The organism is Flavobacterium glaciei, assembly GCF_003350545.1.
In the GTDB taxonomy this organism is placed as follows: Bacteria; Bacteroidota; Bacteroidia; order Flavobacteriales; family Flavobacteriaceae; genus Flavobacterium; species Flavobacterium glaciei.
Genome location: NZ_QQBA01000009.1, coordinates 48,698 through 74,543 on the forward strand (window position 1 = coordinate 48,698; position 25,846 = coordinate 74,543).

22 protein-coding genes are annotated in these 25,846 nt (G+C 33.5%); 19 read left to right on the forward strand and 3 right to left on the reverse strand.

Going from position 1 to position 25,846, the window contains the following annotated elements; genetic code table 11:
- Positions 1-17 precede the first annotated feature (17 nt).
- The 19 genes from DFR66_RS09210 to DFR66_RS09295 all read left to right on the forward strand — a co-directional run bounded on the left by DFR66_RS09210 (position 18) and on the right by DFR66_RS09295 (position 22,735).
- Entirely contained in the window at positions 18-680 is a 663-nt protein-coding gene (locus DFR66_RS09210) for a response regulator transcription factor (RefSeq protein ID WP_114754553.1), read from the forward strand.
- 6 nt (positions 681-686) lie between these two features.
- Positions 687-2,081 carry a sensor histidine kinase gene (locus DFR66_RS09215; RefSeq protein ID WP_114754554.1) on the forward strand — a complete coding sequence of 465 codons (1,395 nt, stop codon included), beginning with the start codon at positions 687-689 and terminating at the stop codon, positions 2,079-2,081.
- Between the two features lie 56 nt (positions 2,082-2,137).
- Positions 2,138-6,472 carry a CusA/CzcA family heavy metal efflux RND transporter gene (locus DFR66_RS09220; RefSeq protein ID WP_114754555.1) on the forward strand — a complete coding sequence of 1,445 codons (4,335 nt, stop codon included), beginning with the start codon at positions 2,138-2,140 and terminating at the stop codon, positions 6,470-6,472.
- A gap of 10 nt (positions 6,473-6,482) precedes the next feature.
- A complete protein-coding gene (locus DFR66_RS09225; RefSeq protein ID WP_114754556.1) occupies positions 6,483-7,598 on the forward strand; it encodes an efflux RND transporter periplasmic adaptor subunit in 1,116 nt (371 codons plus the stop codon).
- Positions 7,599-7,810: 212 nt separating this feature from the next.
- The gene (locus DFR66_RS09230; protein WP_242008654.1) at positions 7,811-8,152 is read left to right on the forward strand and encodes a hypothetical protein; all 342 of its coding nucleotides are present in this window, start codon (positions 7,811-7,813) and stop codon (positions 8,150-8,152) included.
- Between the two features lie 269 nt (positions 8,153-8,421).
- Positions 8,422-9,279 (forward strand): ATP phosphoribosyltransferase, encoded by an 858-nt coding sequence (hisG, locus tag DFR66_RS09235; protein WP_114754557.1) that lies wholly within the window; start codon positions 8,422-8,424, stop codon positions 9,277-9,279.
- 86 nt (positions 9,280-9,365) lie between these two features.
- Positions 9,366-10,658 carry a histidinol dehydrogenase gene (gene hisD, locus DFR66_RS09240; RefSeq protein WP_114754558.1) on the forward strand — a complete coding sequence of 431 codons (1,293 nt, stop codon included), beginning with the start codon at positions 9,366-9,368 and terminating at the stop codon, positions 10,656-10,658.
- Positions 10,648-11,697, forward strand: a complete 1,050-nt coding sequence (gene hisC, locus DFR66_RS09245) for a histidinol-phosphate transaminase (RefSeq protein ID WP_114754559.1) — start codon at positions 10,648-10,650, stop codon at positions 11,695-11,697. The genes hisD and hisC overlap by 11 nt, the downstream gene beginning before the upstream one ends.
- Before the next feature lie 24 nt (positions 11,698-11,721).
- Positions 11,722-12,858 carry a bifunctional histidinol-phosphatase/imidazoleglycerol-phosphate dehydratase HisB gene (gene hisB, locus DFR66_RS09250; protein ID WP_114754560.1) on the forward strand — a complete coding sequence of 379 codons (1,137 nt, stop codon included), beginning with the start codon at positions 11,722-11,724 and terminating at the stop codon, positions 12,856-12,858.
- 97 nt (positions 12,859-12,955) lie between these two features.
- Positions 12,956-13,537, forward strand: a complete 582-nt coding sequence (gene hisH / locus DFR66_RS09255; protein WP_114754561.1) for an imidazole glycerol phosphate synthase subunit HisH — start codon at positions 12,956-12,958, stop codon at positions 13,535-13,537.
- A 47-nt stretch (positions 13,538-13,584) separates the two neighbouring features.
- Positions 13,585-14,310 carry a 1-(5-phosphoribosyl)-5-[(5-phosphoribosylamino)methylideneamino]imidazole-4-carboxamide isomerase gene (gene hisA, locus DFR66_RS09260; protein WP_114754562.1) on the forward strand — a complete coding sequence of 242 codons (726 nt, stop codon included), beginning with the start codon at positions 13,585-13,587 and terminating at the stop codon, positions 14,308-14,310.
- A gap of 104 nt (positions 14,311-14,414) precedes the next feature.
- Positions 14,415-15,170 carry an imidazole glycerol phosphate synthase subunit HisF gene (gene hisF / locus DFR66_RS09265; protein WP_114754563.1) on the forward strand — a complete coding sequence of 252 codons (756 nt, stop codon included), beginning with the start codon at positions 14,415-14,417 and terminating at the stop codon, positions 15,168-15,170.
- 46 nt (positions 15,171-15,216) lie between these two features.
- Positions 15,217-15,816 carry a bifunctional phosphoribosyl-AMP cyclohydrolase/phosphoribosyl-ATP diphosphatase HisIE gene (gene hisIE, locus DFR66_RS09270; protein ID WP_114754564.1) on the forward strand — a complete coding sequence of 200 codons (600 nt, stop codon included), beginning with the start codon at positions 15,217-15,219 and terminating at the stop codon, positions 15,814-15,816.
- Positions 15,817-15,952: 136 nt separating this feature from the next.
- Entirely contained in the window at positions 15,953-17,089 is a 1,137-nt protein-coding gene (locus DFR66_RS09275) for an alpha/beta hydrolase (protein WP_114754565.1), read from the forward strand.
- Between the two features lie 88 nt (positions 17,090-17,177).
- Positions 17,178-18,611 carry a leucyl aminopeptidase family protein gene (locus DFR66_RS09280; protein WP_114754566.1) on the forward strand — a complete coding sequence of 478 codons (1,434 nt, stop codon included), beginning with the start codon at positions 17,178-17,180 and terminating at the stop codon, positions 18,609-18,611.
- A gap of 3 nt (positions 18,612-18,614) precedes the next feature.
- Positions 18,615-19,829 (forward strand): ATP-grasp domain-containing protein, encoded by a 1,215-nt coding sequence (locus DFR66_RS09285; RefSeq protein ID WP_114754567.1) that lies wholly within the window; start codon positions 18,615-18,617, stop codon positions 19,827-19,829.
- Between the two features lie 143 nt (positions 19,830-19,972).
- Entirely contained in the window at positions 19,973-20,605 is a 633-nt protein-coding gene (locus DFR66_RS14020) for an alkaline phosphatase D family protein (protein WP_242008655.1), read from the forward strand.
- The gene (locus tag DFR66_RS14025) at positions 20,544-21,020 is read left to right on the forward strand and encodes an alkaline phosphatase D family protein (protein ID WP_242008656.1); all 477 of its coding nucleotides are present in this window, start codon (positions 20,544-20,546) and stop codon (positions 21,018-21,020) included. The genes DFR66_RS14020 and DFR66_RS14025 overlap by 62 nt, the downstream gene beginning before the upstream one ends.
- Positions 21,021-21,079: 59 nt before the next feature.
- Positions 21,080-22,735 (forward strand): M1 family metallopeptidase, encoded by a 1,656-nt coding sequence (locus DFR66_RS09295; RefSeq protein WP_114754568.1) that lies wholly within the window; start codon positions 21,080-21,082, stop codon positions 22,733-22,735.
- A gap of 70 nt (positions 22,736-22,805) precedes the next feature.
- Here the strand turns inward: DFR66_RS09295 and DFR66_RS09300 are convergent, their stop codons facing one another.
- The 3 genes from DFR66_RS09300 to DFR66_RS09310 are packed head-to-tail and all read right to left on the reverse strand — an operon-like array spanning position 22,806 to position 25,837.
- Positions 22,806-23,681: a sugar phosphate isomerase/epimerase family protein gene (locus DFR66_RS09300; protein ID WP_114754569.1), complete on the reverse strand. Its 876-nt coding sequence runs from the start codon at positions 23,679-23,681 to the stop codon at positions 22,806-22,808.
- A 21-nt stretch (positions 23,682-23,702) separates the two neighbouring features.
- Complete coding sequence (locus DFR66_RS09305) at positions 23,703-24,596, reverse strand: hydroxypyruvate isomerase family protein (RefSeq protein ID WP_114754570.1); 894 nt, start codon at positions 24,594-24,596, stop codon at positions 23,703-23,705.
- Positions 24,597-24,598: 2 nt separating this feature from the next.
- Positions 24,599-25,837, reverse strand: coding sequence for a nucleoside permease (locus DFR66_RS09310; RefSeq protein ID WP_114754571.1), 1,239 nt, complete (start codon positions 25,835-25,837; stop codon positions 24,599-24,601).
- Positions 25,838-25,846 lie beyond the last annotated feature (9 nt).

Sequence of the window (25,846 nt, forward strand, 5' to 3'; positions counted from 1 at the left end):
CCTAAATTTATACAATCATGCACATATTAATCGTGGAAGATGAAGCGGGAATTGTTCAATTTCTTCAACAAGGATTGGAAGAAGAAGGATATACAATCACTAGTGCTTCGGATGGTTTAAAAGGGTTTGAACTGACTCAAAAGAACAATTTCGATTTGATATTATTGGATTGGATGTTACCAAAAATGACCGGATTAGAACTTTGTAAATCCATTCGGTTGAAAAACAGTCATACGCCAATCTTATTTTTGACGGCCAAAGATACGGTGCAAGAAACAATTGAAGGTTTGAAAGCGGGTGCCAATGATTATATCAAAAAACCATTTAGTTTTGATGAATTACTGGAACGCATCAAAATTCATTTTAGAAACCAAAATGAAAATCAAATTCTAAAACTTGGAACGATAGAAATTGATATTACCAAACATCGTGTTTTAGTTAGTGATACTGAAGTAAATTTGACTCAACGTGAATTTGATTTATTGACGTATTTGGTCAAAAATAAAGGCAAAGTATGCACCAGAACCCAAATTATCGAGGATGTTTGGGACATTCATTTTGAATATGATACGGGTGTGATTGATGTTTTTATGAATGCGATTCGTAAAAAATTAAATTTAAAAATTGAACAAGACTACATAAAAACAGTTCGTGGTGTAGGTTACATCGCTAATGACTAAATAAAAATGCAACAACTTTCCTTTAAAAATAGAATTGCCTCCCATTATTTAGTGACTACAGCTTTATTGATTTTTGTAGTTTTCTTTATCATCTATTCTATTGTTAAATTCAGTGTTTACAGTCATGTGAATAATGATATTACCAGTGAAGTTGATAAACATCTATCTGAAATTGAAATTGTAGGCAACACTTTTCATTTAATTCATAAAGAAGAATGGAAAGAACGGGAACACAATACGCTGGATGTAAATCCTGTATTTATTCAGTTTGTGGATGAAAATAGAAATGTGATTGAAAAATCGCCTAATCTCAAAAAATCTTCTCTTATCTTCAATGAAAATAATGCGGAGAACAAGCTCTTTGATACAAAATTAGCGGATAACGCGATTCGACAAATTCAGGTTCCCATTTATCAAAAAACAAAAATTATTGGGTACATCATAATTGCAATGTCCTTAGAAGATGCTACGATGGTACTTAATAATTTATTTGAGGTCTTGCTAATTGTTTATCCTTTAATTCTAATGGTACTTTTCTTTATAGCACGATTTATTGCGGGAAGGAGCATAAAACCTATTAGTTCCATAATTACGACTTCTAATATTATTACTAAAGACAATCTGACATCCAGAATTCCATTACCACAAAACCGTGACGAATTGTATATTCTGTCTCAAACCATAAATAATTTATTAGATAGAATTGAAACTGCTATAGAAAGAGAAAAACAATTTACCTCGGATGCATCGCATGAATTAAGAACGCCTTTAACGGTTATCAAAGGAACATTGGAAGTTTTGATTCGAAAACCTCGAAATCCTGCTGAATATGAAGAAAAAATTAATTTTTGTGTTACCGAAGTCGATCGGTTGAATCATTTGGTTGATCAATTGCTTTTATTGGCCCGATTTGAAAATCAAAAACAGAGTTTAAAAATAGAAAAAGTCTATTTGAATGCTATATTTTTAGATACTATTGCCAGAAACTCTACTGCGATACAGTCTAAAAACATTACTATCACTACACAATTTTCGAGAGATTATTACATAGAAACAGATAGTTATCTATTTTTAATTATTGTCAATAATTTGATTTCTAATGCGTTGAAATATTCAAATCAAAACGGGAATTTAACGGTACATATAAAAAGTGTAGCGTCTAGAATTGAATGCCATATCATTGATTCTGGGATAGGAATTCCTGCGGATGACTTAGAGAATATTTTCAATCAATTTTATCGTTCACAATCGAATGCACACCCTGAAATAAAAGGAACCGGATTGGGTTTGTCTATTGTAAAAAGACTCTGTTCGTTGCTTACTATTGATATTGCAATTACCAGTGAAGAAAATATAGGAACACGAGTGGTATTAAGTTTATTTGAAGTAGACCTTAAGTAGTTCTTAAGGAAATCCTTATCTTTAAACTTTACTTTTGAAGTATAAATAAGATAAAAATGCTCGAAAAAATTATTGCTTTTAGCTTAAAAAATAAACTGATTGTCTTACTCTTTACTTTAGGGGTTTTCGGATTTGGTTTGTTTTCTGTTTTCCAAATATCTATTGGAGCAGTTCCTGATGTAACGAACAACCAAGTTCAGGTAATTACAACTTCTCGTAATCTTTCAACGCAAGATATTGAACAGTTTATCACGTATCCTGTTGAGATTGAAATGGCTAATTTGCCAGGTGTCAAAGAAATTCGATCGATTTCTAAATTTGGTTTGTCCGTTGTTACCATTGTTTTTGATGAGAATTTAGGAACGTATCTTCCAAGACAACTTATCGCTGAGAAAATTAAAACGGCCTCTGAAAAAATCCCGCAAGGTTTTGGAACACCAGAAATGGGTCCAATTACCACCGGACTTGGTGAAATCTATCAATATACTTTAGAAGTAAAACCAGAATTTAAGAATAATTATTCCGTAACTGACTTGCGCACCATTCAGGATTGGGTAGTAAAACGCCAGTTATCCGGAATCAAAGGTGTTGTAGAAATCAACACATGGGGTGGATTTTTAAAACAATATGAAATTGCAATTAGTCCATCGAGTTTAAAAGCGATGCACATCACTACCGCTGATGTTTTTACCGCTTTGGAAAAAAACAACAGTATTGCTGGCGGTGCCTATATCGAAAAAATAAATCAAAGTTATTTCATCAGAGGTGAAGGAAAAGTAAATTCACTGGAAGATATTGGCAATATTGTGGTTACAAATACTAATGGTTTACCGGTTTATATCAAAAATGTAGCGCAAATTCGTTACGGTCACGCCAACCGTTTTGGTGCCATCACGGGAAATGGCGAAGGAGAAAAAGTTTTGGGACAAGTCATGATGCTCAAAGGTGGAAACTCTAAGCAAGTTATTGATGATGTTAAAAGTAGAGTTGCAGAAATCCAAAAATCACTACCCGAAGGTGTTTACATCAATGGATTTTTAGAACGAAGTGAGTTAGTGGGAAAAACGACTTTTACCGTTGCCGAAAACTTGATTTTAGGATGCTTAATAGTGATTTTTGTTGTCATTTTGTTATTGGGAAACTGGCGTTCGGGCTTGGTTGTTGCTTCTGTTATTCCATTGTGTTTATTGTTTGCCATTTCGTTCATGAATATTTTTGGTATCGATGCCAATCTAATGAGTTTGGGTGCGATAGATTTTGGAATTATCATCGATGGTGCTGTAATTATTGTCGAATTTATCGCATTTCAAATAGCTAATAAATCTGCTCATTTAGTCAATCTTCGCAAGGAAGAGCGACAGCTAGAAATTGACCAAATCACTTATAAAAGCGCTGCCAAAATGATGAATTCGGCTATTTTTGGCCAGTTGATTATTCTGATAGTTTTTATTCCAATTCTATCCTTATCCGGAATCGAAGGTAAAATGTTCAAACCGATGGCAATGACGTTTAGTTTTGCATTATTAGGCGCCATGATTTTTTGTTTCACTTATGTTCCTGTTGTTTCTTCTTTGTTTTTAAAACCAAAAGAGGAAAATCCAAACTCATTATCCAGCAGGTTAATCCATAAGTTAAATTCATGGTATTTGCCTATAATTACTTGGGCTATAGCCAATACCAAAAAAGTTTTATATGGTGCACTTGGCTTATTAGTTCTGGCTTCGGCTCTTTTTGCAACCATGGGTGGAGAATTTATTCCTACTCTTGACGAAGGCGATTTTGTGATTCAGCCCGTTTTAAAAACTGGAACTTCATTGACTAAGACGATTGCAATTACTACAAAAATTGAAAAAATAATCCTTAAAAACTTTCCAGAAGTTACACAGGTTGTCAGTAGAATTGGTGCTGCCGAAGTGCCTACTGACCCGATGTCTATGGAAGAAAGCGATGTCATTGTGAAATTGAAACCCAAATCCGAATGGACTTCGGCTTCCACCAAAGATGAATTGGCAGATAAAATAAAAGAAGCTTTAGAAAATCAAATTCCAAATATGGAAATCGAATTTACGCAGCCGATAGAAATGCGTTTCAACGAATTAATTTCGGGAACGCGTTCAGATGTTGCTGTTAAAGTTTTTGGCGAAGACCTAACTATTTTGGCTGAAAAGGCTGAGGAAATTAAAAATGCAATTGCAAAAGTAGAAGGTGCTTCGGATATTATCATCGAAAAAACGGAAGGTTTACCGCAAATGTCCGTCGTTTATGATCGTTCTAAAATTGCCCGTTATGGGCTGAATATTGCCGATTTGAACGAAATGATTGCGCTTGGCTTTGCCGGAAAAACCGTTGGAACTGTTTTTGAAGGCGAAAAACGTTTTGATATGGTTGTACGTTTGGATCAAACCAACCGACGAGATATTGAGGATTTACGTAATTTATACGTTCCAACTCCAAACGGCGAACAAATTCCCTTGCGCGAGTTGGCTTCGATCGAATATACTGAAGGTCCTGCAAAAATTTCTAGAGATAACACGAATAGAAGAATTGTAGTGGGAATCAACGTTAGGAATCGAGATCTACAGAGTGTAGTTACTGATATTCAGCAAATTGTAAAAAACAAAATCAAATTACCAGCAGGATATTACGTGAAATATGGTGGACAATTTGAAAATTTACAAAGTGCCAAAGCCAGATTGATGATTGCAGTTCCTATCGCATTATTTTTGATTTTTATCCTTTTATATTTTGCATTTGGCTCCGTGAAAGAAGCGTTAATGGTCTATTCAGCAATTCCGTTGTCAGCAGTAGGTGGAGTTCTATTTTTATGGATGCGTGATTTGCCTTTCAGTATTTCGGCAGGGGTTGGTTTTATTGCACTTTTCGGAATCGCAGTTTTAAATGGAATAGTGCTCATCGAACATTTTAAAGAACTTAAACACCAAGGAATGAAAGACATGGATGAATTAATCTTAAAAGGTACTACAGATAGATTACGTCCGGTATTATTGACTGCCGCTGCCGCCGCATTGGGGTTTTTACCGATGGCAATTTCATCTTCAGCAGGGGCCGAAGTGCAACGACCATTAGCAACGGTAGTCATAGGCGGATTATTTACGGCAACTATTTTGACGATGATTGTGCTGCCTATTTTATATAAGGTTTTTGAAAGTCAATCCTTCAAAAAAGCGAAGTTTAAGAAGCATCAAAGTTCCACTTATATCATTTTGTTATTGTTGAGTTCTTCGTTGTCTTTTTCCCAAAATACCAATCCGGAATTGGATAGTTTATTGTCGAGAGCAATGCAAAATAATAAAGGAATTAAAGCGGCTCAATTGCAAGTGGATAAAACAAAAGCCAATATCAAAACGGCAAATACTTTTGATAAAACTAATATTTATTACAGTTACGATCAAAATAATTTGGCACTGAATGAACTGCCTTTGCGTGTTTTTGGCGTGCAACAACGTTTTGCTTTTCCAACGGTTTACGGAGCACAGAAAAAAGTATTTTCTTCTGAATTCGAAAAGGAGAAAGCCAATTTTGATATTCAAAAAAACAAACTTTCTTTGGCTGTAGCCAAATCCTATCAGCACATTGTTTATTTGCAACATCAAGAAAAACTGTATCAGTATTTGGACAGTTTGTATCAAAATTTCTCCAAAGCCAGTGACAGACGTTTTGAATTAGGAGAAACAAATTATTTGGAAAAAATTACGGCTCAAGCCAAGTTTAGGCAAATAAGAACTAAGCTCTCGCAGATTGAAAATGATAAAAAAGCACAGTACGAATTGTTGCAATCCTTACTTCAAACCGATGGAACTATTGTGGTAAAAAGCAATAAAATTACACCGTTAGAATCTTCTATTGATGAAACAAGTAAAACATTATATACTGTTTATTTAGAAAGTATTACATCTAATTATAAAAACCAAATTATGTTGCAAAAACAACATTGGCTACCGGATATTAACCTTGATTATTTTCAAGGAAGAAATAATGGATTATCGCAGTCTTTGTATGGTTTTCAAGTTGGAGTTGCTGTACCAATTTTATTCTCAGGACAAGTTGCAAGAAGTAAAGTAGCACAGCTTGAATTGCAAAGTTGGGAACAACAAAAGCAAAATGAAACTACGAAAATAGAGAAGTACATCACTCAAAAAAAGAATGAATTAGCAAAACATCAGGAGGCAATAAACTACTACAATCAATACGGTAAAAAATTATCGGATGAGATTATAAAGGTGGGAAACAACAGCTACAAGCATGGTGAAATTGATTTTTTCCAATACATTCAAAGTCTAGAAAATGCCACAACCATTCAAGTGGAATATTTAGATTCTATTTTGCAATACAACCAAACCCAATTAGATTTACAATACCTAAATTTTTAAAATACAACTAATGAAAAAATCTCTATATATAATCGCTTTATCTCTTGCTTTATTTTCTTGTAAAGAATCAAAAACGGAGGAAGTAGAACAAAAAGATAACGGTTTAATTACAGTATCTGCCACTCAATTCAAATCTTCAGGAATGGAGATTGCGAGTCCGACAGAACAGGATTTTGATGTTACCGTAAAAGCATCAGGGAAAATTGATGTACCGCCACAAAACCGAGCTAAAGTGAACACTTTTATGGGTGGTTATGTAAAATCGACAACGCTTTTGGTTGGAAACAGAGTTACAAAAGGACAAGCTTTATTGACTTTACAAAACACCGAATTTTTAGATATTCAAAAAGAGTATATGGAAGTGGCGGAGCAACTAAATTTCTTGAAATCAGAATACGACCGCCAAAAAACCTTGTACGATGAAAAAATTACTTCTCAAAAAAACTACTTAAAAGCCGAAAGCGAATATAAAAGAGCCAAAGCTACGCATCAAAGTTTACGTGCCAAATTACTGCTTTTGAACATTAATCCTAGAAATGTAGAAAGAGGAATTTTGACTTCAACAATCACTATTTTTTCTCCAATAACGGGTGATATTGTAATCATGAATGCCAATATAGGTATGTATGTAGCGCCTTCGGATGTGATTCTGGAAATTGTTGATACGGATCACTTGCATTTAGAATTAGCTGTTTTTGAAAAAGATATTTTGAATGTGAAAATTGGACAAAAAATACATTTTAAAGTTCCTGAAGCATCCAAAGAAGTTTTTAATGCCGATGTACATTTGGTGGGAAAATCAATAGAAGGAAATGACAGAACGATTAATATTCATGGACATTTAGACGATGCCATAAAACAAAAACTGTTGACGGGAATGTTTGTAGAGTCTGAAATAATTATCGATTCTAAAAAAGGTTTAGCGATTCCTGCTGAAGCATTGGTGACAGAAAACAATAAAAATTTTGTACTTTTAGTCAAGAATGAAAAAAACGGGTATTCATTCAAGAAAGTAAGCGTTACAATAGGCGAGAAGTCTGAAAATTTTGTCGAAATACTTCCTAATACTGCAATTAATGCCTCTTCAAGACTATTAACAAAAGGAGTTTTTGATCTGGTTAATTAATAAAAAATAAATTTATTATATCTAGTCAGCAAAAAAACAAAACTTTAAAATATAAATGATGCACACTTACACCTAGTTGTAAACCATTTTCCTATTATTGGACAATCCTTGGACTTGGAATTTTAATCGCTGGAATAGTACTCAAGAATAAATCCGCACAAAATACAGCTTATGTATTATTTGTCATTGCAGCTGTTTTTGGCTTTTTTAGCATGTCTACTGGTGAAGGAGCGGAAGAAATGGAGGAAGATTTCCCAGTAATAGGAAAAGCAATTATTCACGAACACGAAGAAATGGCCGAAAAACTTGCACTTGTTTTATATGCGCTGGCAATTACATCATTGTTTGGCCTTTATTCCAATTTGAAAAACAAGCCAAAAGCAAATCTAGTTTCTTATATCGCGACAGTTGTTGCAATCATCGCTGTGTTTTTTTCACAACAAACGGGTACAACAGGAGGCGAAGTTCGTCACACCGAAATTAGAACTAATAGTGCTTCTGCTGATAGTAAAACAGAGAAAATTACTCCTACAAATGAGGCGGAAAAGGATTAAAAAAATATTTTAACAAAAAAGTAATATTTAGTTAAAGTATTAATTGCTTTTTAATTAAAAAAGAATCTATCTTTGCAGAGAAAAAATAAAACACATGTTTACAATACAATTACATCATCATCATTTTCATTATTGCTCTCAAGCGATGTGTTAATGGTATGCATGTAAATCATCATATTTAAAAACCCGTTTGAGTACATCAAACGGGTTTTTTATTTCCTCACATTGTACTCGAACATTATCATTCTAAAAAAACAAAAAACAAAAAAATGAGTACATTAAAAATTGCAATTCAAAAATCAGGTCGTTTAAACGAAGACAGCATTCAAATTCTAAAAGATGCGGGTATCTCCATTGATAACGGAATCGACCAATTAAAAGCCGAAGCGTCTAACTTTCCACTTGAAGTTCTTTACTTAAGAAATTCAGACATTCCACAATATTTAATGGATGGCGTAGTAGATATTGCTATTGTTGGGGATAATTTATTGGTTGAAAAAGGCAGAAATATTGAAGTCATTCAAAAATTAGGGTTTTCAAAATGCAAAGTATCTGTTGCTGTGCCTAAATCATTTGAATACAAATCTGTCAAAGATCTTGATGGAATGCGTATTGCTACATCGTATCCTAAAACAGTACTTGACTTTTTTACTTCAAAAGGTGTTACGGTTGACATTCACCAAATTTCAGGTTCGGTGGAAATTGCGCCAAACATTGGTCTTGCTGATGCAATTGTAGATATTGTTTCCAGTGGAAGTACTTTATTTAAAAATAATTTAAAAGAAGTTGAAGTTATATTTAAAAGTGAAGCAGTTTTAGCTGTTTCTCCAAAAGTAAGTCCAGAATCTCAAAAAATTATCGACACGTTGAAATTCAGAATCGAGTCGGTTTTAAGAGCTAGAAAGTCAAAATACATTTTGATGAACGTTCCTAATGATAAGATTGAAGCTATAGGGGAAATTCTTCCTGTTTTAAGAAGTTTAACCGTTTTACCATTGGCACAAGAAGGATGGAGCAGTGTACACTCTGTAATTGACAAAGATACTTTTTGGGACGTTATTGATCAGTTAAAAGAAGCTGGTGCCGAAGGTATTTTAGTTTGTCCAATTGAAAAAATGGTCTTGTAAGAGCTTTAAATTATAACTTATTTTAGTAAAAATTCATTGCGAACTTTGCGAAAACCTTTGTGAACTTTGCGGTTAAAAACAATACAATGAACAAAATATACAATCCAAAACCAGAAACGTGGTCTAGTATTTTAGAACGACCTACAAAAACGGTAGATGATATTGAAGCTACTGTTAAAGAAATATTTAAGGAAGTACAAAAAAAAGGGGATGAGGCTGTGACTAAATATACTTCACTTTTTGATGGAGTTACAGTTGACACAATCGAAGTTTCAAAAGAGGAAATTGATCTGGCTATAGCCACTGTTTCTGCTGAATTAAAAGATGCAATCGCACTTGCAAAATCAAATATTAAAAAATTTCACATTGCTCAAAAAACAGATAGAGTAACTGTAGAAACAATTGAAGGAGTTAGCTGCTGGCAGGAAAAAAGACCTATTCAAAAAATAGGATTGTATATTCCGGGGGGAACTGCTCCATTATTTTCTACTGTTTTAATGTTAGCTGTACCTGCAGAAATTGCAGGATGTAAGGAAATTGTACTATGTTCACCTCCAGATAAAAACGGAGCAATAAATCCTGCTATTTTATATGCTGCAAATTTATGCGGTGTAACTAAAATATTAAAAGTTGGAGGAATTCAGGCTATCGCTGGAATGACTTTTGGAACGGAAACTATCCCTAAAGTATATAAGATTTTTGGCCCTGGAAATCAATTTGTGACAGTTGCTAAACAGTTAGCTACACAATTTGGCGTGGCTATCGATATGCCGGCAGGTCCATCGGAATTACTTATTGTTGCTGATGATAGCGCAGTTCCGGCTTTTGTAGCTTCTGATTTATTGTCACAAGCTGAACACGGAGCGGACAGTCAGGTGATTTTAGTTTCTACTTCACGAAAATTAATTGATTCTGTAGAGACTGAAATTCAAATTCAATTGGAGGCGTTACCCAGAAAAACTATTGCCGAAAAAGCAATCGCTAACTCCAAATTAATTTTTGTAGAAAATGATAAAATCGCTTTGGATTTAATCAACGAATACGGACCAGAACACTTTATAATAAACTCAGAATTTGATGATTTTTACAGCAATGGAGTTCAAAATGCCGGATCTGTATTCATTGGGAATTATACTCCTGAAAGCGCAGGTGATTACGCATCAGGAACAAATCATACATTGCCAACAAATGGTTATGCCAAGAATTACAGTGGTGTAAATTTAGATAGTTTTACAAAAGCGATGACTTTTCAAAAAATATCCCAAAAAGGAATACAAAACATTGGTAAAGCTATTGAAATAATGGCAGAAGCCGAAGGTTTGCAAGCGCACAAAAATGCTGTTACATTACGATTAAAAGCAATTGAAGATGGAAAATAGTTTTGATATAAATACTTTGGTACGAGACAATGTGAAAATTATGAAGCCTTACTCATCTGCTAGAGATGAATTTGAGGATTTTGACACAGCCGAAATGATATTTCTAGATGCCAATGAAAATCCGTTTGAAAATGGAGTAAATAGATATCCAGACCCGCAGCAAGTTCAGGTAAAAGACGTTTTAGCAAAGCAAAGAAATTTAAAAACGAATCAAATTTTACTAGGAAACGGAAGTGATGAAGTATTAGATTTACTTTTTAGAGCTTTTTGCGAACCTAAAGTGGATAATGTAATCACACTGCCACCCACATACGGTATGTATGGTGTTTTAGCCAATATTAATGCTGTTCAAAATAGAGAAGTGTTACTTTCAGATGATTTTCAGCCACAAATTGAAAAGATAATGGAAGCAATAGATGAAAACACTAAAATCATCTTTTTGTGTTCACCTAATAATCCTACTGGAAATTCTTTTTCGGATGAAAGTGTGGTTTATCTTTTGCAAAACTTTAAAGGTTTAGTTGTGATAGATGAGGCTTATATTGATTTTTCAAAGAAAGACAGTTGGAGCAATGAATTAGATGGCTATCCTAATTTAGTGATCACCCAAACATTGTCTAAAGCTTATGGTTTAGCAGGAATAAGACTGGGAATTTGCTACAGTTCTGTAGAAGTAATTTCTGTTTTAAACAAAATTAAACCACCTTATAATGTAAATGAACTTACACAGAAAAGAGCTTTAAATCGTTTGCAAGAAAAAGACAAAATCAATTCTGAAATTAACTCTATTATTGAACAAAGAGAAGCTTTATTTAATGTATTACTTCAAGTAAATTTTATAGAAAAAATATTTCCTACTGAGGCAAACTTTATCTTAGTAAAAGTGGATGACGCTAACAAAAGATATGCTGAATTAATAGCAAAAGGTATTGTAATTCGTAATAGAACTACACAAGCACTTTGCGAAAATACATTGCGATTGACTGTAGGAACAGAACAAGAAAACGAAAAATTAATTGAAGTTTTAAGACAACTTTAAACCTTACACTTTATACTTTTTTTGATGAAAAAAATACTTTTTATAGACCGTGATGGAACAATGGTTTTAGAGCCAAATGATTACCAACTGGACAGTTTTGAAAAATTAGAATTTTATCCAAACGCTTTTCAGTTTTTAGGTAAAATTGCAAAAGAATTGGATTTTGAATTGGTTATGGTTACCAATCAAGATGGTTTAGGAACAGCTTCGCATCCTGAAGAGAATTTTTGGCCTGTACATAACCTGATTATGAAAGCTTTTGAAAATGAAGGTGTTGTTTTTAGTGAAGTTTTGATCGATAAAACGTTCCCACACGAAAATGCTCCTACACGCAAGCCAGCAACAGGATTACTTACTAAATACATCGATAATCCAGCATATGATTTGCAAAATTCATTTGTAATTGGAGACCGAATTACAGATGTAGAATTAGCGAAAAACTTAGGCGCGAAAGGGATTTTTATCAACACTGATGAAGCTTTAGGAGGTAATGAAATAGCTTCAAAAAGAGAAGAATTGGATTCGTTTATTGCTTTACAAACCACTTCATGGAAAGAAATCTATGAATTTCTGAAATTAGAAGAACGTTCAGCAACCATTTCAAGAAAGACCAATGAAACTGATATTTACATCAATTTAAATCTAGACGGAACGGGTAAAAGTAAAATTGAAACCGGAATTGCGTTTTTTGATCACATGCTAGATCAAATTGCGCGCCATGGGCAGATGGACCTTGAAATCCTTGTAAAAGGTGATCTTGAAGTAGATGAACACCATACTATTGAAGATACTGCTATTGCGCTTGGAGAAGTTTTTGCAAAGGCATTGGGTAATAAATTAGGTATTGAACGTTATGGTTTTTGCTTGCCAATGGACGACTGTTTAGCTCAAGTGGCAATTGATTTTGGTGGTAGAAATTGGTTGGTTTGGGAAACCGAATTCAAACGAGAAATGGTAGGCAAAATGCCAACAGAAATGTTTTTTCACTTTTTTAAATCGTTTTCAGATGGGGCCAAAGCCAATATCAACATCAAGGCTGAAGGTACCAATGAACACCACAAAATTGAAGCGATCTTTAAAGCTTTTGCAAAAGCGATAAAAGTAGCCGTAAAGCGTGATACAGAAAAAATGATTTTACCAAGTACAAAAGGTATGCTTTAATAAGTCATAATGTCAAAGGTCTTAAAGTCAAAAGTCCCTTAAAAGGGTTTTGCAAATGACTTTAGGACTTTCGACTTTCGACTTTAAGACTAAATAAATGAAAATAGTAATTATAAACTACGGAGCCGGAAATATTCAAAGCATTATGTTTGCCATAGAGCGCTTGGGTTTTACAGCAATACTTAGTAACGATTGGAAGGAAATAAAAGCGGCAGATAAGGTTATTTTTCCTGGTGTTGGTGAAGCAAGTTCTGCAATGAAAATGCTTATAGACAGCGGTCTTGATGTATTAATTCCAACTTTAAAACAACCTGTTTTAGGGATTTGTTTGGGTATGCAATTGATGTGCAACAAATCAGAAGAAGGGAACACTGCTGGCTTGGAAATTTTTGATGTAGATGTGGTCAAATTCACTCCAAAAGTAAAAGTACCACAAATGGGTTGGAATCAAATTTATAATTTGAAATCAAATCTGTTCAAGGGAATTGCTGAAAAAGAGTACATGTATTTGGTACATAGTTTTTATGCGCCAAATTGTCCTGATGCGATTGCTACTACAAATTATGAAGTAGAATACGCATCAGCATTGAAGAAAAATAATTTTTACGGAACACAATTTCATCCCGAGAAAAGCGGTGATGTTGGCGAACAAATTTTAGCAAATTTTTTACAACTTTAAGTTGAGTCTTTTTGACTTTCGACTTTCAAACTTTAAGACTAATTATAATGAGAATAATACCAGCAATAGACATCATCGACGGGAAATGTGTCCGTTTGTCAAAAGGAGATTACAACACCAAAATTATTTACAACGAAAACCCGCTTGAAGTTGCCAAGGAATTTGAAGCGCACGGAATTGAATATTTACATTTGGTAGATTTAGATGGAGCAAAATCAAGCCAAATCGTGAATTATAAAATATTAGAACAAATTGCAACTCAAACTAGTCTGAAAATTGATTTTGGAGGTGGATTGAAAGCTGATTCCGATTTGAAAATTGCGTTTGAAAGTGGTGCTAATCAAATAACTGGAGGTAGTATTGCGGTGAAAAATAGAGAGTTATTCGGAAAATGGATTGCAGAATATGGTTCTGATAAAATTATCTTGGGAGCAGATGCTAATAATGAAAAAGTAGCTGTTTCTGGCTGGTTAGAAGATTCAAATGAAGATTTGATTCCGTTTATTCAAGACTATCAAAGTAAAGGAATTCAATATGTAATTTGTACTGATATTGCCAAAGACGGCATGCTAGAAGGACCAAGTTTTGATTTGTATGCGAAGATTTTGAATGAAAATAAAAGTTTAAAATTGATCGCATCTGGTGGAATTTCTACTTTTGATGAATTACCAAGACTTGCCGAATTAGGTTGTGAAGGAACGATCATCGGTAAAGCTATTTACGAAGGAAGAATTTCATTGAAACAGTTAGAAAACTACATAATAAATAAATAAATAGATTATTTCGCGAAGAAGCACAAAGAAGACGCAAAGATTCACCAAGATTTTTGTGTATCTCTGCGAAACCTTTGCGAATCTCTGTGTAACAATTAAAAAAAATGTTAACAAAAAGAATAATTCCTTGTCTTGACATAAAAAACGGAAGAACCGTAAAAGGTGTCAACTTTGTAGACTTACGTGATGCCGGAGATCCGGTTGAATTAGCCAAAATATATTCGGATGAAGGAGCTGATGAATTGGTTTTTCTGGACATTTCGGCAACCGAAGAAAGAAGGAAAACATTAATTGATTTGGTTCGGAAAGTAGCTGCAACTATTAATATTCCATTTACAGTAGGTGGCGGAATTTCCTCTGTTAAGGACGTTGATGTTTTATTGCAAAATGGAGCTGATAAGGTTTCGATTAATTCATCAGCTGTTAAAAATCCACAGTTGATCAATGATTTGGCACAAAAATTTGGAAGCCAATGTGTTGTAGTTGCAATTGATGCCAAGCAAATTGACGGTCATTGGATTGTACATTTAGTAGGTGGAAAAGTACCTACAGAACTGAATTTATTTGATTGGGCAAAAGAAGTGGAGCAACGTGGCGCAGGTGAAATATTATTCACCTCGATGGATAATGACGGAACAAAAAATGGATTTGCTAATGAGGCTTTGGCCAAACTTTCGGAACTGGTTAATATTCCAATTATTGCTTCGGGAGGTGCAGGAAACATTCAGCATTTTGTAGATTCATTTCTAGAAGGGAAAGCCGATGCAGCCTTAGCAGCAAGTGTATTTCATTTTAAAGAAATTGAAATCAAAACATTAAAAGAAGCTCTTAAAAATAACAATATTGAAGTACGAATTTAATAGTTTTACTTTAAGACATTCGACTTTAAAACTTTAGACTAAAATTATGAACATAGATTTCTCAAAAAATACAGACGGATTAATTCCAGCCATTATACAAGACAGCGAGACCAAAGCCGTTTTAATGTTAGGGTACATGAATGAAGAAGCATATCGTAAAACTGTTGACACGCAAAAAGTAACATTTTTTAGCCGTTCTAAACAAAGACTTTGGACAAAAGGCGAGGAGAGCGGCAACTTTTTAAACTTGGTTGATATAAAAAATGACTGCGATGGTGATACATTATTGATACAAGCAAAGCCAGTTGGACCAACATGTCATACGGGTGCAGATACCTGTTGGCAAACAGAAAATAAAGCTGATTATGGATTTATTTCACACTTAGAACAAACTATTGAAACCCGTAGAGAAAATGCTGATTCTGAGAAAAGTTATGTTGCTTCTTTATTCCAATTAGGAATCAACAAAATTGCACAAAAAGTTGGAGAAGAAGCAATAGAAGTTGTTATCGAAGCTAAGGATGATAATGATGATTTGTTCTTGAGTGAAAGTGCTGATTTATTGTTTCATTATTTAATTTTATTGCAAGCAAAAGGTTTTAAACTTGATGATGTCGTAGAAGTTTTAAAAAGCCGTCAGAAGTAAAATTAATTTAATTAGATTTCATTTATGAAAACCCAATAGCAAAATTGATTCGCTATTGGGTTTTCTTTTTCTTTTATATCCAAAAGCAATCCACTATATTTACTATTATTTATAATTTAAGAAGCGCATGCACATAATGAATACAGATAATACCACATTTAACCTTAATTTAAATAGTTCCACAATAAATACTGGATTGCACATTATCCTGACTACTGATGAAGATGATTTGCGACCAGTTTACATTTCTGGAAATTTTAATAATTGGCGCACGCAAGACAAAGATTTTCTGATGGAGAAAATTGGAAATAGCTCTTATCATTATAAATTTCCGCATGATTTTGATTACCCAACTGAGCTTTTGTATAAATTTACAAAAGGGGATTGGAGTGAAGTCGAAATTGATTCCCACGGAAATCGAACTGAAAATCGCTCCACTATGGCGCATACTGGCGTACAGAAAGAGCATGTAGCTCGATGGAGAAGAAACTGGCTTCCTTTTAAACAATCCTACTTGCCACAAGTACAGTTGATATCAGATGAATTTAAAATTCCGCAACTGAACAAAACAAGGAAAATTTGGGCGCTTTTACCACATGATTATGATAATTCGAGTGAGAGCTATCCAGTGATGTATTTGCAGGATGCTCAAAATTTATTTAATGAAAAAGCTGAATTTGGAAATTGGGAAATTGACAAAAAACTGGCAGTTATGTCCGAGTATAAAATTGGAAAAATAATTATTATTGCCATAGAACACGCTGACGAAGACCGCATAAAGGAATATAATGTAGGAAAAACTGTTTTGGGAAAAGGACAAGGCAAGAAATACATCCGTTTTGTGACGGATACACTAAAACCTTATGTTGACACTAATTTTAGAACTAAAAAAGAACGTGAATTCACAGGAATAGGAGGAAGTTCAATGGGAGGATTAATCAGTATTTTTAGTGGTCTTAGGAACCCCGAAACATTTGGTAAACTGATGATTTTTTCACCATCACTTTGGGTAGTTCCAGAATTAAAAATTGATGCGAAAAAAGAAAATACAGCCGACACTAAAGTATATTTATATGCTGGTGGTGACGAAAGTAAAACGATGATTGAGCACATAAAAAAGTTTCAGAATGATTTACTTTCGAAACAATTTATAGAAGATAAATTCAAAATTAATTTAAGTATCAACAGACAAGGGAAACACAGCGAAACGTATTGGAGTGATGAATTTCCTAAAGCTATCGAGTGGTTATTTTTTAATACAAAAGATTCGTAGAAGCTCAATTATTACAAATGAATATAAAAAAATAAAACATACATATTATCCTAAAATTCGATCAAAAAGCTATAAAAATTAAAGAAAAATGATAACAAAAACAATTACAAATTTAGATAGTTTTTCAGGTACAATCTTGATTCCAGTTTTTGAAACCTATTCAAAAAGTATTGTCCCCATTGTATTTAATGAACTGGAAATTGCTTCTAAGGTTTTTTTTGGCAAAAAAGACACACACTATTTAGCCGAAAAAAATGACAATACTTATATTTTTATTGGTTTGGGTAAATCGATTGATTACAAATCTTTAAAAACTATTTTTAGACGTATTTCATCCAAACAGAAAGAAAATTTCAGTTCGAATCTAGCTTTAGTTATACCCGAACAATGTTTTGAAGAACAAATTGAAGCAATGATTTCCGGTTTGCTTTTGGGAACCTATAATTTAGGTCATTTTAAATCCGTAAAAGTAGAACACCCTTTTTTAAATCCTGAATTTACGCTAAATCTAGTAACCGAAAATGATTATTTGGCCGCAGCAAAAAAAGGAATTAAAATTGCAAAAGCGCAACTGAGCACATACAATTTAGTCGATTTACCTCCTAATATAATCAACCCAAAATATTTGGCAAATTGGGCTAAGGAAACAGGTGAAAAATACGGATTTGATGTTGAAGTACTGGGTTATGAAGCTTCAAAAATAGCTGGTCTTGGTGCATTTTTAGCCGTTGGAAAAGGAAGCGAAAATGAACCACAGTTTATTATCATGAATTACACTCCAACTACCGAAGGTAAACAGATGAAGCACGTTGGTCTAGTTGGAAAAGGAATCACTTTCGATACCGGAGGATTAAATATAAAAACAGCAGGAATGGTCCACATGAAATGTGACATGGCTGGTGGTGGCGCTGTATTTGGTGCAATGCAACTAATCGCCGATTTACAATTACCTGTAAAAGTAACTGCAATTGTTCCTTGTGCTGAAAATGCCGTGGATGCCAAATCATTTTTACCCAGCGATGTAATTCACAGTTACAGCAGACATTCTATAGAAATTATTGATACGGATGCCGAAGGAAGACTTGTTTTAGCGGATGGATTATCGTATTTAATTAAAAATTTCAAACCAGAATATATCGTTGATATCGCAACACTTACCGGAAGCAGTGTGGCAACTCTTGGTTATGAATGTGGAGCATTGTTTACGAATAATGAAGAAATGAGCAGTAAACTGCAAGAAAGCGGCGATTCAATAGGAGAGCGTTTGTGGCAATTACCGCTTTGGGACGCATATAAATCAGATATTGAAAGTGATATTGCTGATGTCAAAAATTATAGTGGAAAACCAGTTGCAGGAGCTATCAGTGCTGCCAAATTTTTAGAATATTTTACACATGAACATAAAGCTTGGGCACATCTTGATGTGGCAGGTGTGGCTTTTGGAGATGATGAATTTGCAAAAAGTAAACATGCTACAGCATTTGGTGTTCATTTATTAACTAAATTCATAGAAAATTTATAACCAATGAAAAACGCTAAAACCTTTCTTTGTATTTCAAATTATTTCAAAGGTGCCGATTTTTTAATTAATTTAAAAAAGTTAGGCAACAAAGTTTATTTAGTGACGAGTGAAAAACTGAAGGACAAACCGTGGCCGCATCAACATATTGATGAGATTTTTTATATGGAAGGTCAGGACGTAGATTGGAATTTAGAACATCTGTTGTTAGGTGTTGGGAATTTTATGAAGTCAACTAAAATTGATGCTATTGTCGCATTAGATGATTATGATGTTGAAAAAGCTACTTATTTGAGGGAAAATCTTCGTATTGACGGAATGGGACAAACCACCGGACGCTATTTTAGAGATAAACTCGCCATGCGTATGAGAGCCAAAAGTTGTGGAATACCCATTCCAGCTTTTTGTTCTTTATTTAACGATCATGACATCAACACTTTTGCTGATACTATTGAAGCTCCATGGGTTTTAAAACCTCGTTCAGAAGCTTCGGCATCAGGGATTATAAAAGTTTATGACAAAGACAATCTCTGGATTCATATCAACGAAATGGGTAATAATAGATTCAAATATTTATTAGAACAATTTAAACCGGGCGATGTATATCACTGCGATAGTTTGATTTTAGAAGGTAAAGTAATCTTTAGCTTGACTTCAAAATATTTAGCAACACCAATGGAAATTTCTCAAGGTGGCGGTGTTTTTCGTTCTGCCGTTATTGAATATAATTCTGATGATGATAAAGCTATAAAAAAATTAAATGAGAAAGTAATGAAAGGCTTTGGTTTGAAACATGGAGCTGCTCATACAGAGTTTATAAAAAGCAATGAAGATGGACAGATTTATTTTCTGGAAACGTCCTCACGCGTAGGGGGAGCACATTTAGCAGAAATGGTTGCCGAAGCATCGAATATCAATTTATGGAAAGAGTGGGCTGCAATTGAAGATGGGTTGGTAAAAGGAACAAAATACATTTTACCTAAAGTCAAAAAAGAATATGCAGGAATTGTTTTAACATTGTCTAAATTCCAGCATCCTAACTTATCATCCTTTACAGATCCTGAAGTTTGCTTTATAGTGCCGCTAGAATATCATGCAGGATTAATTGTAAAATCAGATAATCAGCATCGAGTTTTAGAACTTTTAGATGATTATGGAAATCGTTTAGTCAATGATTTTACAGCAGTGATAGAACAAAGCAAAGTTACCAACTTGCATTAAATACAACAGCTGAATCAAATAAAGCGATTGTTTCGAAAGAGATAATCGCTTTTTTAATTAAAGTTCTGTTAAACTATAACTAAGCAGATATTTATATCTTCGTTAGAAATCTTAAACTTAGTAATCTTTCCATTTTTTGTCACATGAAAAAAACAATTTTTCTTTTAAGCTTCTTAGTATTCATTAGTTGTAAAACATACAATAACGTTAGTGTAATTGATTCTCAAAAACCGGTTCAAAATGAATATTTTACTGTTGCATTTGGTTCCTGTGACAATCAAAAAATTAAGAATGAACTTTGGCCAGCGATAGCACAAAATCATCCGTCCGTTTGGATTTGGGGGGGCGATAATGTGTATTCAGATACAGAGGATATGCAATTTCTTAAAAATAATTATGAAATTCAGAAACAAGATGCTGATTATCTCACATTTATAAAAGACAAAATCGTTCTTGGAACATGGGATGATCACGATTTTGGTGCCAATGACGGAGGAGTAGAATATCCATTTAAAAGAGAAAGTCAACAATTATTATTGGACTTTTTAGGAACTTCTCAAAAGGCTCCAGAACGTACAAGAGATGGTATTTACATGGCAAAAACTATTGCTGTTGATGGGAATAAAGTCAAAATAATAGTTTTGGACTCTCGTTTTTTTAGAACTGCACTTACAAAAGCCAACGATTCAAAAAAGCGTTTCCAACCCAATATCTATGGAGAAGGAACGGTATCTAGGAGAATCACAATGGAAATGGTTAGAAAAAGAACTAATTAATTCTGATGCACAGTTTAATGTGATAGTAAGTAGCATTCAGTTTTTATCCAATAAACATGGTTTTGAAGCTTGGGGAAATTTTCCTCATGAAATAGAAAAGTTAGAGCAATTAATAGTTTCCACTAAAGCTAAAGGTACTTTTATAATTTCTGGAGATCGCCATATTGCAACATTTTCTTCTAAAAATGTTACTGGATTAGCGTATCCATTAGTAGATTTTACCTCGAGTGGATTGACACATACTTATACTTCTTTTTCTGGCGAAGAAAATCCTTATGTAAAAGGAGAGGTGATTAAAGATATCAATTTTGGTTTATTAAAATTTGATTTTGAAAACAACAAAGTAATCATGGAAATTAGGGGAAAACAAAATAAATTACTTCAAGAATATGTCCAAATCTATCCTGGAAAATAAATTTATGCAATTTTATTTCTTCCATTTTAAAGGTTATTTTTGTCCAAAATGAATTCACTATGAAAAAACAATTCAGTCTTATTTTTATCTCATTTATCATTTTTAATGGTTTAAATGCGCAAGGTCTTCTAGAAAAAAAGCAAGAGATTTTCACCAGACAAGATTCTTTACGCGGTAGTATAACCAAAGAAAGAGCTTGGTGGGACGTACAAAACTATCATCTTGATATTAAAGTAAATCCTTCTGATAGCACTATTTCTGGTACTAATACTATAAAATATCAAGTAGTTCAGGAATACAATAGGATGCAAATTGACTTACAAAATCCAATGCAAATTTATAAAGTCATTCAGGACGGAAAATCTTTAAAATACAGTAGAGAGGGAAATGCTTTTTTTGTAGAATTAATTTCTCCTCAAACCAAAGGTGCAACAAAAGAACTAACTGTGTTTTATGGCGGACAACCAAAAGTTGCCGTAAATCCGCCGTGGGATGGTGGAATCACTTGGAAAAAAGATACTAATGGTAAGCCATTTATTGCTTCTTCTTGTCAAGGATTGGGTGCGAGTGTTTGGTGGCCAAATAAAGATCACATGTACGATGAAGTGGAAAATATGCTAATCAGTGTGAATGTGCCAAAAAATTTAACAAATGTATCGAATGGTCGTCTGCTAAGTGTGAAACAATTGAAAGACGGTACCAAAACCTACAATTGGTATGTTTCAAATCCAATAAATAATTATGGTGTAAATATAAATATAGGTGATTATGTTTCGTTTTCGGAAAAGTATAAAGGAGAAAAGGGGGATTTAGATTGTACTTATTATGTTTTAAGAGACAATTTGGCGAAAGCCAAAAAACAATTTCAGGATGTCCCAAAAATGCTAAAAGCTTTTGAACACTGGTTTGGACCCTATCCATTTTATGAAGACAGTTATAAACTTGTTGAAGCGCCATATTTAGGAATGGAACATCAAAGTTCAGTAACCTATGGAAATAAATTTCAGAACGGATATTTAGGACGAGATTTAAGTGGGACGGGATGGGGATTAAAATTTGATTTTATAATAATACATGAATCTGGTCACGAGTGGTTTGCAAATAATATTACGTATAAAGATATTGCAGATATGTGGATTCACGAGAGTTTTACGAACTATTCTGAAAGTCTTTTTGTAGAATATTATTATGGAAAAGAAGCTGGATTTGAATATGTGATAGGGACTAGAAAAGGAATTAGCAATGACAAACCAATTATAGGAAACTACGGAGTAAACAACGAAGGATCAGGCGATATGTACCCAAAAGGAGGTAATATGTTGCATACCATTCGTCAACTGGTAAAAGATGATGAAACGTGGAGAGGAATTTTGAGAGGTTTAAACAGTACTTTTTATCACCAAACAGTAACGACTAAACAAATTGAAGACTATCTAAGTAAGCAAGTTGGAATCGATTTATCGACTGTTTTTAATCAATATTTAAGAGATACTAGAATTCCGACTTTGGAATATTTTTTCAAGGATAATCAAATGGGGTATCGCTGGACAAATTGTGTTTTAGGTTTTAATATGCCCGTGAAAGTAACTCTAAATGGTGTTGAAAAACTATTAAATCCTACAATAGAATGGAGTCGTACTGAAGCTAAAATGGAGAATCCAAAACTGGAAATAGACAAAAATTTTTATGTAGCTGGTTTTAACATATCAGAGTAGGTTTAAGAAATAATTTTAAAAAAAAAAGGGATACTTGATGTATCCCTTTTTTGATTATTTGTTCAGAAAATTAGATCAAGTTTTTCTTAATGTAATTAAAACTTGTTGCTGCAGATTCTATTGGATTTGGTTTGTAGTTAGATTCGTGTTCTAAAAAGAAGCGTTTCATTCCAGACAGTTTAGCTTCTGCAAAAATCGATTTAAAATCTATAGCTCCCGTTCCAATTTCAGCATTCCAATCTGGATTTACTTTATCCATATCTTTTACATGCCACATTGTGAAACGTCCTGGATATTTTTTGAATAATTGTAATGGATCATTTCCAGAACGTACTACCCAATATAAATCCAATTCAAAATCAACTAAATTTTTATCAGTTTCATTTAACAGAATCTCATATCCATTGGTTGAACCAAATTTTGTAAATTCGAAGTCATGATTATGATACGCTAGTTTTAAACCACCAGCTTTACAAAGTTCACCTACTTTATTTATTTGTACTGCTAATTTTTTATAGGCATCACCAGTAGTTCCTCTCAATTCTGAAACTATATAAGGTACTGTTACGTACTCGCTACCTAGTAAATTGGCAGTTTCTATATAATTTTGAACTAAATCCGTAGAACCATCTTTGATCATTGAATTAAAATCGAAGTGATTACTCGTAGCTTTTAAATCATTATCATCCAGAATCATTTTAAAATCACGAACTGAGGTTCCAAAAAAACCTTTATCGGCGGAGTAACCAAAAGTTTCTACTTCGCAAAATCCTGCTTTACCCACTTGGGACAAAACACCTTTGACATCTTTTGGCAATGTATCACGTAATGTCCATAACTGAATTCCGATAGCATTCCTTTTTGAGTTAAAAGCAAATGAAGGTGCAATGGCTAATGCGCCTAATGCTAAACCAGTATTAATTAAAAATTCTCTTCTTTTTATCATGATTTAGTTTTTTTTGATTAATTAAATATCACAAATTGTAATAGCTTGTTTCAGTGAAGCCAATTTGTCCGGATTTTTGGGAATGAATTCTTGACCAACAAATCCTTTAAAACCAGTTTGTGCAATTGCTTTCATAATTGCAGCATAATTTAATTCTTGTGTGTCATCAATTTCATTACGTCCTGGAACACCTGCGGTGTGAAAATGTGCAATATATTGATGATTTTCTCTAATATTTCTAATTACATCACCCTCATCAATTTGCATGTGGTAGATATCATACAGCAGTTTAAAATTTTCAGAATTCAAACGTTTTGCTAACTCTACTCCCCATGATGTTCGATCACATTGGTAATCCTTATGATCAATTTTGCTGTTTAACAATTCCATTACTAAAATCACATTGTGCTTTTCAGCCAAAGGAATTAGTTTTTGTAAACCAATAACACAATTATTCCAACCTTCCTCATCTGTTATTCCTCTTCGGCTTCCGCTAAAGCAAATCAGATTTTTATAACCAGCTTTTGCAACGAGCGGAATCATTTCGGTATAATTTTTTAGGAGTGTTTCATGAAATTTAAGATCATTAAAACCATCTACTAAATTTATTTCAGCACCATTACACATAGTAGAAACTAAATTATATTTTTTCAATGTGGGCCAAGATGCAGGTCCTACTAAATCAATACCGGTAATTCCAATTTTCTTAGCTTCAATGCAAAGTGTATCCAAATCAAGATTATCAAAACACCAGCGAGAAACGGAGTGATTTATATTTCCATTTAATTTACCTAAGGATGTTTCTGTTTCATTTTTTGGCAAAGCCAAAGCAGAAAAACCAGAAGGAATTCCCATAACAGCTGTTCCGGCAAGTATTCCCTTAATAGCAGATCTTCTATTTAGATTAGTACTCATATTTATACAGCAGATGATATTTCTTCTACTTTATTTTTCTCATTGAATAAAAGAGCGAAAAGTAAAAATACAACTATAGCAATACCAGCAGGAATAATCCATACCATTTGCCAGTTAACAGCACCATCAGTCATTTTGTAATTGTCCGTTATCCAACCTGCAACAGCAAAACCAATTAACATTCCAACTCCATAAGTTGCCAATGTGATTAAACCCTGAGCAGCACTTTTATATTTTTCTCCCGCTTTAGAATTGGTGTAAATTTGACCCGAAACAAAAAAGAAATCATAACAAATTCCGTGCAATGCAATACCTATAATTAACATGAAACTTAAATCATCTCCGTTGCCATAAGCAAATAAAACATAACGAATTGCCCATGCTAACATCCCTACTAAGATGGTTTTCTTGAAACCAAAACGAGTAAAAAACACCGGAATCAATAAGAGGAACAAGGCCTCGGATATTTGACCAATAGCCATTTTTCCAGTAGGATTTTCAACACCAGCTTCTGTTAGAAAGAGATTCGCATTTTGATAATAAAAAGCAAGAGGAATACAAATTAGAATAGACGAAACAAAAAAGATAGCGAAGTTTTTATCTTTCAATAATTTCAAAGCATCAAGACCTATAATATCTCCGATTTTTATTTTTTCATCACTTACTTTTGGTGGTGTTTTTGGTAATGAAAAACTAAACAGACCTAATATAAATGCAGCAATACCAGCTAGTAAAAAGGTGTTTTTAAGTAAACCTGAACTTATTCCTTCGGCAGAATCCCAATGAAACAAATAACTTATTGAAAGTCCCGCAATAATCCAACCAATAGTTCCCCAGACTCTAATAGTAGCAAACTCTTTCTCTGGATCTTTCATTTGGTTGAATGAAACAGAATTTACTAAAGCTAATGTTGGCATATATAGAATCATATAACTCAAAACGTAGGTGTAGAACATACCAACATCTTCTGATTGATACATTTGATACATCAGAAAAGCTCCAATAAGATGCAGTATTCCTAGAATTTTTTCTGCATTAAAATATCGGTCAGCGATTAGACCTATGATGAAAGGAGCTACAATGGCGCCCCAAGATTGTGTAGAAAAAATAGCAGCGGTTTCTGAACCAGATGCTTTTAAATTATTTCCAAGAAATGTTCCAAGTGTTACAAACCATGCGCCCCAGATAAAAAATTCTAGGAACATCATTATGGATAATTTTATTCGGATGGTGTTATTCATTGGTTGGTT

Excerpts from the sequence above, each read along its gene's own strand:
- hisIE (WP_114754564.1), top strand. The coding sequence starts at position 15,217 with ATGAACATAGATTTCTCAAAAAATACAGACGGATTAATTCCAGCCATT.
- DFR66_RS09215 (WP_114754554.1), top strand. The coding sequence starts at position 687 with ATGCAACAACTTTCCTTTAAAAATAGAATTGCCTCCCATTATTTAGTG.
- DFR66_RS09225 (WP_114754556.1), top strand. The coding sequence starts at position 6,483 with ATGAAAAAATCTCTATATATAATCGCTTTATCTCTTGCTTTATTTTCT.
- DFR66_RS14025 (WP_242008656.1), top strand. The coding sequence starts at position 20,544 with ATGGAGAAGGAACGGTATCTAGGAGAATCACAATGGAAATGGTTAGAA.
- DFR66_RS09220 (WP_114754555.1), top strand. The coding sequence starts at position 2,138 with ATGCTCGAAAAAATTATTGCTTTTAGCTTAAAAAATAAACTGATTGTC.
- DFR66_RS09285 (WP_114754567.1), top strand. The coding sequence starts at position 18,615 with ATGAAAAACGCTAAAACCTTTCTTTGTATTTCAAATTATTTCAAAGGT.
- DFR66_RS09230 (WP_242008654.1), top strand. The coding sequence starts at position 7,811 with ATGTCTACTGGTGAAGGAGCGGAAGAAATGGAGGAAGATTTCCCAGTA.
- DFR66_RS09210 (WP_114754553.1), top strand. The coding sequence starts at position 18 with ATGCACATATTAATCGTGGAAGATGAAGCGGGAATTGTTCAATTTCTT.
- hisC (WP_114754559.1), top strand. The coding sequence starts at position 10,648 with ATGGAAAATAGTTTTGATATAAATACTTTGGTACGAGACAATGTGAAA.
- hisB (WP_114754560.1), top strand. The coding sequence starts at position 11,722 with ATGAAAAAAATACTTTTTATAGACCGTGATGGAACAATGGTTTTAGAG.
- DFR66_RS14020 (WP_242008655.1), top strand. The coding sequence starts at position 19,973 with ATGAAAAAAACAATTTTTCTTTTAAGCTTCTTAGTATTCATTAGTTGT.
- DFR66_RS09295 (WP_114754568.1), top strand. The coding sequence starts at position 21,080 with ATGAAAAAACAATTCAGTCTTATTTTTATCTCATTTATCATTTTTAAT.
- DFR66_RS09300 (WP_114754569.1), bottom strand. The coding sequence starts at position 23,681 with ATGATAAAAAGAAGAGAATTTTTAATTAATACTGGTTTAGCATTAGGC.
- hisD (WP_114754558.1), top strand. The coding sequence starts at position 9,366 with ATGAACAAAATATACAATCCAAAACCAGAAACGTGGTCTAGTATTTTA.
- hisF (WP_114754563.1), top strand. The coding sequence starts at position 14,415 with ATGTTAACAAAAAGAATAATTCCTTGTCTTGACATAAAAAACGGAAGA.
- DFR66_RS09280 (WP_114754566.1), top strand. The coding sequence starts at position 17,178 with ATGATAACAAAAACAATTACAAATTTAGATAGTTTTTCAGGTACAATC.
- hisG (WP_114754557.1), top strand. The coding sequence starts at position 8,422 with ATGAGTACATTAAAAATTGCAATTCAAAAATCAGGTCGTTTAAACGAA.
- DFR66_RS09275 (WP_114754565.1), top strand. The coding sequence starts at position 15,953 with ATGAATACAGATAATACCACATTTAACCTTAATTTAAATAGTTCCACA.
- hisH (WP_114754561.1), top strand. The coding sequence starts at position 12,956 with ATGAAAATAGTAATTATAAACTACGGAGCCGGAAATATTCAAAGCATT.
- hisA (WP_114754562.1), top strand. The coding sequence starts at position 13,585 with ATGAGAATAATACCAGCAATAGACATCATCGACGGGAAATGTGTCCGT.
- DFR66_RS09305 (WP_114754570.1), bottom strand. The coding sequence starts at position 24,596 with ATGAGTACTAATCTAAATAGAAGATCTGCTATTAAGGGAATACTTGCC.
- DFR66_RS09310 (WP_114754571.1), bottom strand. The coding sequence starts at position 25,837 with ATGAATAACACCATCCGAATAAAATTATCCATAATGATGTTCCTAGAA.